Annotated in this window: 7 protein-coding genes; 2 read left to right on the forward strand and 5 right to left on the reverse strand. The window is 43.1% G+C overall.

Annotation, left to right across the window (positions count from 1 at the left end):
* Positions 1–782, forward strand: a 782-nt coding sequence (locus F7C14_RS01080; RefSeq protein ID WP_290898895.1) for an alpha-isopropylmalate synthase regulatory domain-containing protein, incomplete at its 5' end; no start/stop codon positions are given.
* On the opposite strand, the gene F7C14_RS01085 is transcribed toward F7C14_RS01080, so the two are convergent.
* On the reverse strand, positions 779–1,753 hold the full coding sequence (locus tag F7C14_RS01085; protein WP_290898898.1) for a radical SAM protein: 975 nt from the start codon (positions 1,751–1,753) through the stop codon (positions 779–781). The genes F7C14_RS01080 and F7C14_RS01085 overlap by 4 nt on opposite strands.
* Positions 1,754–1,779: 26 nt before the next feature.
* Positions 1,780–2,163, reverse strand: coding sequence for a rhodanese-like domain-containing protein (locus F7C14_RS01090; RefSeq protein ID WP_290898901.1), 384 nt, complete (start codon positions 2,161–2,163; stop codon positions 1,780–1,782).
* Between the two features lie 78 nt (positions 2,164–2,241).
* Between F7C14_RS01090 and F7C14_RS01095 the strand changes: the two genes are divergently transcribed.
* Complete coding sequence (locus tag F7C14_RS01095; RefSeq protein WP_290898903.1) at positions 2,242–3,270, forward strand: NAD(P)-binding domain-containing protein; 1,029 nt, start codon at positions 2,242–2,244, stop codon at positions 3,268–3,270.
* On the opposite strand, the gene F7C14_RS01100 is transcribed toward F7C14_RS01095, so the two are convergent.
* From F7C14_RS01100 to F7C14_RS01110, 3 genes are all read right to left on the reverse strand, one after another.
* A complete protein-coding gene (locus F7C14_RS01100; RefSeq protein ID WP_290898906.1) occupies positions 3,267–5,006 on the reverse strand; it encodes an aldehyde ferredoxin oxidoreductase family protein in 1,740 nt (579 codons plus the stop codon). The genes F7C14_RS01095 and F7C14_RS01100 overlap by 4 nt on opposite strands.
* Positions 5,003–5,413, reverse strand: coding sequence for a 4Fe-4S binding protein (locus tag F7C14_RS01105; RefSeq protein WP_290898909.1), 411 nt, complete (start codon positions 5,411–5,413; stop codon positions 5,003–5,005). The genes F7C14_RS01100 and F7C14_RS01105 overlap by 4 nt, the downstream gene beginning before the upstream one ends.
* A gap of 276 nt (positions 5,414–5,689) precedes the next feature.
* A partial coding sequence (locus F7C14_RS01110; RefSeq protein WP_290898913.1) for a type II secretion system F family protein occupies positions 5,690–7,343 on the reverse strand: 1,654 nt, incomplete at its 5' end.

The raw sequence follows: 7,343 nt of genomic DNA on the forward strand, positions 1-7,343 counted from the left end.
CAGCCTTAGAAGAGGTCGTAATGGCGTTAGAATACTTATACGGAATAAAAACGAAGATAAACAAGAAAGCGATCTACCCTACATCCAAACTCGTTGAAAAGTTGACGAGAGTAGTCGTTCCACCGAACAAGCCAATTGTTGGAGAGAACGCTTTTACTCATGAGAGTGGGATACACACTTCAGCTGTTTTGAAAGATGCCAAAACGTATGAACCGATTTCTCCCGAAGTAATAGGAAGAACGAGGAGCATAATCCTCGGAAAACACGCTGGAAAGGCGAGTGTGGAAGCTATAATGAAAGAGCTCGGCTACAAAGCTACAAAAGAACAAATGCAGGAGATATTGAAGAGAGTGAAGGAGATCGGAGACAAAGGAAAGAGGGTCACCGATGCAGACGTTAAAGCGATAATAGAGACCGTTCTTCAGATAAAAAGAGAGAGGAAAGTCGAGCTTCTCGACTTAAATGTCGTAAGCGGAGCGAATATAATGCCGACCGCAAGCGTGAAACTTAAGATAAACGGAAAGGAGTACGTAGAGGCTGGAGTTGGTGTCGGCCCAGTGGATGCGGCGATAAACGCGATAAAAAGGGCTGTAAAAGAATACGCTGACATTGAGCTCGTTTCCTATCACGTCGACGCCATAACCGGTGGAACCGACGCCCTCGTTGATGTCATCGTACAGCTAAAGAGGGGGGACAAAATAGTCACTTCGCGAGGGGCGAGAACGGACATAATAATGGCGAGCGTTGAAGCGTTCGTAGAGGGGCTGAACATGCTCCTTTAGAGAATCAGGAAGATGTTTCCTATATTTACTCTTTTCAAATACCTCCTCGCCACCCTATAGCATTCGTAAACCTGCTCTTTCGGTGTTACCGGAAGATCTCTAAGTCTATAATCCGGGTGAAAAACAAGTAAGGAGTAGGGAATTTCTTCGCTTAAAGAGGCTAAGAAAGAGGCTATTCCCCTCACCTCTTCAGCGTCGACGTAGTAAGGAACGAGGAGAGTCGTGGCAGACAATACTTCGGGATATCTTTCAAAGATTGCCTCAAAGTTCTTTAAAACCTCCTCGTTACTTCTCCCAGTCAGAATTAGATGAAGATTTTCGTTCCATGCTTTTAAATCGAATTTCACAGTTCCGTTGCTGACTGAGCTTAACTCAGCTGCCTTCAAAGCCTTACTTCTGTTTCCCGCCCCGTTCCACTCCCAGCATATCATCACCCCAAATTCTTTGTAGGCAATCTCGCTGAAGTTTAAAGCGAAATCCATCTGAGGCTCTGGAGAGCCGCCAAAGTGACAGACGCATTTGACTCTCTCGTTAATCATTCCAAGAAGGTCTTTAACTGTAAAAATCCTTGCTCTTTCAACGAACTTGTGCTCCCAGTTCTGGCAGTAGAGGCAGTCGAAGTTGCAGCCGTAATAAAAGACGGCTAAGTTGTAACCTTTAAGCTTACTCCCCTCGCAGAACCAAGCGTTACAGCAGTTAGTGGGGAGAGGATCGTAGTAAGCATGAAGGAGGGCTCTTTCCTTTGAAGAGAGGGAAATAACTTTTTCTCCTTCCCTCCTCCTTATTTTGCACAATCCCACGTCATCAAGCCTACACATGTTCGAGCATAAGCCACAATCCCCTCCGCCAATAACGTCAAGATTTTCGTGGAGCAAGCTAACGAACTCTCTTGCCTTTTCGCTTTTCGCACATTTGGGGCAAAGTGGAATTGTTTTCGAAGGTCTTTCCTTACCGCAAACCTCGCACTTCACAGAATAAGTTCAACTTCGGAGGTAATTTACTTTACCACAGGAAAACTCTTCGATTTCCAAGCCTCAATTCCACCAGAGAGACTGTAAACGTTTTTAAATCCTTCACGAACCATTATCTCAGCAGCTATTCTGCTTTTAAAGCCAGTATTGCAGTAAACAAGATAAGTGGCGTTTTTATCAAGATGCCGAATTTTTTCTTTAAACTCCGGCGAAAGCACTAAGTTTATCGCATCGTCTATGTGTTCCTTTTCAAACTCCTCTTGACTCCTTACGTCGATAACAACAACTTTGGAGTTCTTCAAAAGCTCATAGGCTTCTTCAGCGCTTATATCTTTATAAGATCCCTTCGTTGACTGCTGCAAGCATCCGAGGATGAGTAAAGTTATGAGGAGCGCTAAAATCTTCCGCATCAAAACAAGTCGATTCCGAAAGTATAAATTCATTGCCAAAAGAAAGCTTTATTACTTTTCAAGGAAAAGCCAGAGTTAATGAGAGTATCAATTCTCGGAGCCGGAGCTATGGGATCAGCTTTGACGATTCCACTCGCAGACAACGGAAACGAAATTCTCCTTTGGGGAACGGAATACGACGTGGAAATTCTGAAAAAAATTGAAAAAGGAGAGGAACATCCAAGAATCGGCGTAAAGCTTCCGGAAGTCCAAATTCTTTATCCGGAGGAGCTGAAAAAGGCGCTCGATGCGGACATAATAGTTCTTGCGGTAAGCACCGAGGGCGTGTTGAATATCTTCAACAGGATAAAGAACGAGTTATCGGATTCGATTTTGATAACGATATCGAAGGGGCTTATAGAGGAGGACGAGCACATCTACACGATTCCAGAAGCCATATGGAAGGAGAACGCAAAAATGAGGCACAAACTTGTTGCCATAACCGGGCCATCGATAGCTAAAGAGGTGGCAAGAAGGGCTCCTACAAGAGTGGTTTTCAGCAGCAAAAATCTCAAAACAGCTAAGAAAGCTATGAAGGCTTTCAAAACGAAATACTACGGAATAGAAATTACCGACGACATAATAGGAGCGGAACTCACTTCTGCTTTAAAAAACGTTTATTCAATAGCGATTTCCTGGATAAGGGGTTACGAAGAAAGGTTCGGAATGGATTTGAGCAACGCTAAAGGTGTCCTTGCGACAATGGCGATAAATGAAATAGCCATATTCGTCGAAGACGCTGGTGGAAGGAAGGAAACTGCCTACGGCTTATCCGGATTTGGAGACCTCATAGCAACTTTCAGAGGTGGTAGGAACGGAATGCTCGGAGAACTGCTCGGAAAAGGTTACACTATAGACGAGGCTCTAAAAGAGCTCGAAAGAAGGGGAGTTGGTGTTATAGAGGGTTACGTAAATGGAAGAAGAGCCTACGCTTTACTAAAGCAGCTTGAGATGAGGGGAAAAGCTTCGGAAGATGAGTTTCCCCTTCTAAAAGCGATATACAGCGTTTTATACGAAGGTAAAAAAGTGGAAGAAGTTCTGATGGATTTGTTAATCGAAGGCAGCTAAATTTTACTCACAATTTCTTTGTAGTAGTCCAGAGCTTCCTTGACGTAGTCTCTGCTCAGCTTTCCTTGTGGCGTGTCGGCTTCAAATATTCTTTCCGGAACCTGCAGATCTTCCACGCTGAACCCCATCTTTTTCTTAAGCCTGAGCTTTTCCTCGTAAATTTTCTTTCCAATTTCCCTAAGCTCGTTCTCGTCAGTTTCGACTCCGAGCGGTTTAAAGGCTTTAACAACGATCTCCGGCTTGTAAATTCCCCTTGCGAAGAAGCAAACTACGAGACTTGAAAGAATCTGTCTCCACTGCTCTTCTTTTATAAGCTCGTCCACGAGTTCCTTCGGCGAGTAGTCTTTCCACTTTTGATCTATTGAGTAGCCGGCTCCATCTAAATGGCTGTGCCTCAAACCAATTAGATATCCTACGTAAGCTCCATAGCCTGTGTTGTAGCCGGGCATTTCGTTTTTACCGAAAGCCATCGCAAACTCTCTTCCGCCGTAAATCCTTGAAGCTTCATCAACTCCCTTAGCTAAAGCCTTGTAGAAGTCGTTCGGCTGGGAGACGATGTAATCCACGGCTTTAATGTAATTTTCGTAATTTCCGAATTCGAGATCTAAGAGCGTTTCGTTCTTGCTTATCAATCCTCTCTTGTAAGCTTCCGTAGCCCAAGCTAAGCAAACGCCGGTGCTTATTGCATCGAGTCCGTAAACCTCAACCCTATGTATCAGTTTGAGCAAACCTTCCCTACTCCCAATTCCAAGCATCGAGCCTAAAGCATAGATCAATTCGTAATCGTAGCTTATCATCAAAGTCTTGTAGAAGTACTTTTCAGTCTCGTATTCCTCCCTCAACGCTGCTATGTGAATACAAGCCACCGGACAGTGAGCGCAGGCAATTCTTCTTCCAAGGTTATTTTCAGCTAAAGCCTCACCGCTTATCTCTTCAGCTTTATCAAACCTCTGCTCGGTTAGATTTTTCGTTGGCAACCCTCCGAACTCGTTCAGAGGTAAAACGTTTACGGCGGTGCCGAGCAGATGATACTTTTTCATAGCATCCGATTTTACAGCCAAATCGTATATCTCATCGTAAACTTTTCTGAAACCTTCCTTGTCTTTCGGCTTGAAAGACTTCCTCCCCATAACAACAAGAGCTTTCAAATTCTTACTCCCGAAGACTGCACCAAGCCCGAGTCTTCCGAAGTGTCTGTAAGTCTCAGTAGTAACGCAAGCATATCGCACCAAATTCAAGCCTCCTCCACCAATTCTCATTACCGTTCTAATTCCCCTTCCCTTTTCCCTTTCAGCAATAATTCTTCCAGTCACTATCGAGTCCTGAATGCTCCAAATCACCCTTCCGTCTTTGAAATGAACTTTGTTCTCATCTACAACTATGTAAACAGGCTTTCTGCTTTTTCCCTTAATCACAATAGCTCCGTAACCAGCGTTTGCGATGGCTGCCGCACTTCTACCTCCGGCGTGAGACTCCCCGAGGTTGTTCGTTAAAGGACTTTTGAATAAAGCAACGGTTTTCGAGGCAAGAGGGTAAGCCGGTGTGAATGGTCCTGTGGAAAAAACTATCACATTCTCTTCGCTTAGCGGGTCAACATCCCTCGCATTTTCGAGCTCCTCCTTTAAAAGCTGAACCGCTACTCCAACTCCACCGATATACTCTTCAAAGAGGTCTTTTCTATCCTCAACCCAGTACTTGTACCTCGAAAGATCTATCGTGAGTACTTTGCTCCTCACGATTTCACCTCCTCATAAGCTAAAACTCCGTGGGGGCAATAATTAGCGCAGTATCCGCAGTGAACGCAAACGGCTGGTTTTCCATTCTCCTGCTGGAAGATCGCTCCAATCGTACAAGCCTCCATGCAATTTCCGCAGGCTATGCATAAATCCTCCTTGAAGAAAACTCCACCTTCCTTTCTTGGAGCCATCGCTCCCGTCGGACAAACCTGAGCGCAAGGAGGTTCGCTGCAAGCTCTGCAGAAAATTATCGTCGCACCCCTCTCAAAACCGCTCAAACTTATAGCCAAAATTCCCGACTTGCTAACTCCAATTTCGGGATCTCTGGCATTTCTTCTACTGCACGCGTACATGCAAAGCCCACAACCAACGCACTTCTCCAAGTCTTTTATTACAAGTCTTTTCATAACGAAATTATAACTTATTTAGCTCAGATAAATTCGTTTCGATGACAAAAGTGTAATTGCAAGTTTTTTTCAATCCTAACCACCTCAAGATTTATCATGATTTATTACCCTCCCACCCCTTCGTTTCCTGTGGAAAGTATCTTTTGCTAATACCCTTTGTTCCTTTCATTTAATTTCCAAGAATATTTCCGATTTTCAACAATACTCTGAAGAAAATCGACAATTTTGACTAATCAGACAAATTTTTCTCGGATTTGCTTTCATAAGAAATTTTTCTTAAACGATCAGGAATTTAAACGCCGCATACGACATTGCAGTTAAAGCAAGAACATGCTTTAATCCACTCCCCACATTCATCTCCGCTATCGCTCCGGCGATAATTCCGGAGAGAGTCGAAACGAGCAAAATCGTCTTCATAAAAGTCTCTTTTATTAAATCCACGTCGAAGGTTGTTTGTATTCCCATAAAACTAACGCTCATTCCAGAGAACGTTACCAAAAATTTGGAAATAAGCAAATACGCTACAAACAGAAACACGACGACGGTTAAGTAAATTATCGCCACGTAGGGCATCAAATTCGATTTCAACCTCTTTCTAAAGCTTAATTCCGCTTCCACATACCTTGAAACCGTTATAAACGCATCTTTTATGCTCGTGCTGGTTTCAAGAGCTTTCACAGCAATAGGCACGGCTTTGGCAAAGATGTCGCTTTTTATTCTCACCACGAGCTTCGAAAGAGATTTAGTTATCGGTTCCCCCAACTCCACACTTCTGCTTATCCCTTCGAACTCCTTAGAGAGAACTCCCACTTCCGATTTCGCTACAAGCTTTATTCCTTCGAAAATAGAAACTCCCGACTCGTTGAGCATCGCCAACTCTTTAAAAAACTCAGGCAACATCTCCTCAGCCCTTCTCAGAATTTTGTTCTTTAATTCCACTATAAACGTGACGAGAAGTAACGCTAAGAAAATCAGGAGAACGTAATGCTCGCTCATTACAACTCCAAGCCTTTGCAGAAGCAATAGCGCTATTGCCGAGTAAAGTACAAGATGCACAACCACAATTCTCACATTCAGGAATACCAAACTCGTTCGGTAGGGATGCAAAATAAAGGAGACTATTTTTTTCAAGAGCTTTTTAATTCTGAGCACTTTGAACCTCCTTTCCTCCCCGCTAACGTTAACTTTAATTAAAGGAACTTCTTCAAAAACGTGCTTAATCGTTATTTTCGGTAGGGGAATTGCCGATCGCGCAAGGTATATTATGAAAGCCGTCGAAACTGGCAGAATTAAATAAATTAGATTCGAATAGCCCCACATGATCTCGCTTGAAACCATTTTGGAAACCACGAGCACGATTAGAAGCAGCAAGGGGAAGAGCATGAATATTGAGATGTAAATCTCAAATAAAATTTCCATGAAGCTCATAACCTCGCCGAAGACGATTTCCTTCTCCTCTTCATATTCTTCGGATTTCGATTTCAGATAAGTTGAAAATTTTCCACCTCCCTGTAAAACCAAAATCAGGCTGTCCAAAAATGCGGAGAGCTTTTCACTTGGAGTCGTATCCCTAACCATTCTTAAACTCGTGAAAAAGTCTTGCTTAAATACATCGAAGTTCTTAACGATCTCTTTGAATTCGACACTCAACTCTCCAAAAAGATGTTCAAGCTTCGATATCTCCCTGAAAATATCTATTGGATTCAATCCTCCAACAGCCATTCCGTACATCATGTTTACAGCATGAGGCAAGTACAAATCGATCTCGCTCTTTCTCCTGTTTCTAACGTAGTAGGGGTAGGAGAGGACTAAATAGTTTGTCAACTTATACCCAAAAAAGCCGACAACTATTCCAAGAAGCCAGTAATACGTTTTAACTAAAGCTATAATTTTCTCTCCGTTAAGATAAAAGCCAAAATTTGGAATTTCA

This window comes from Ferroglobus sp., assembly GCF_015521575.1.
Classification (GTDB): Archaea; Halobacteriota; Archaeoglobi; order Archaeoglobales; family Archaeoglobaceae; genus Ferroglobus.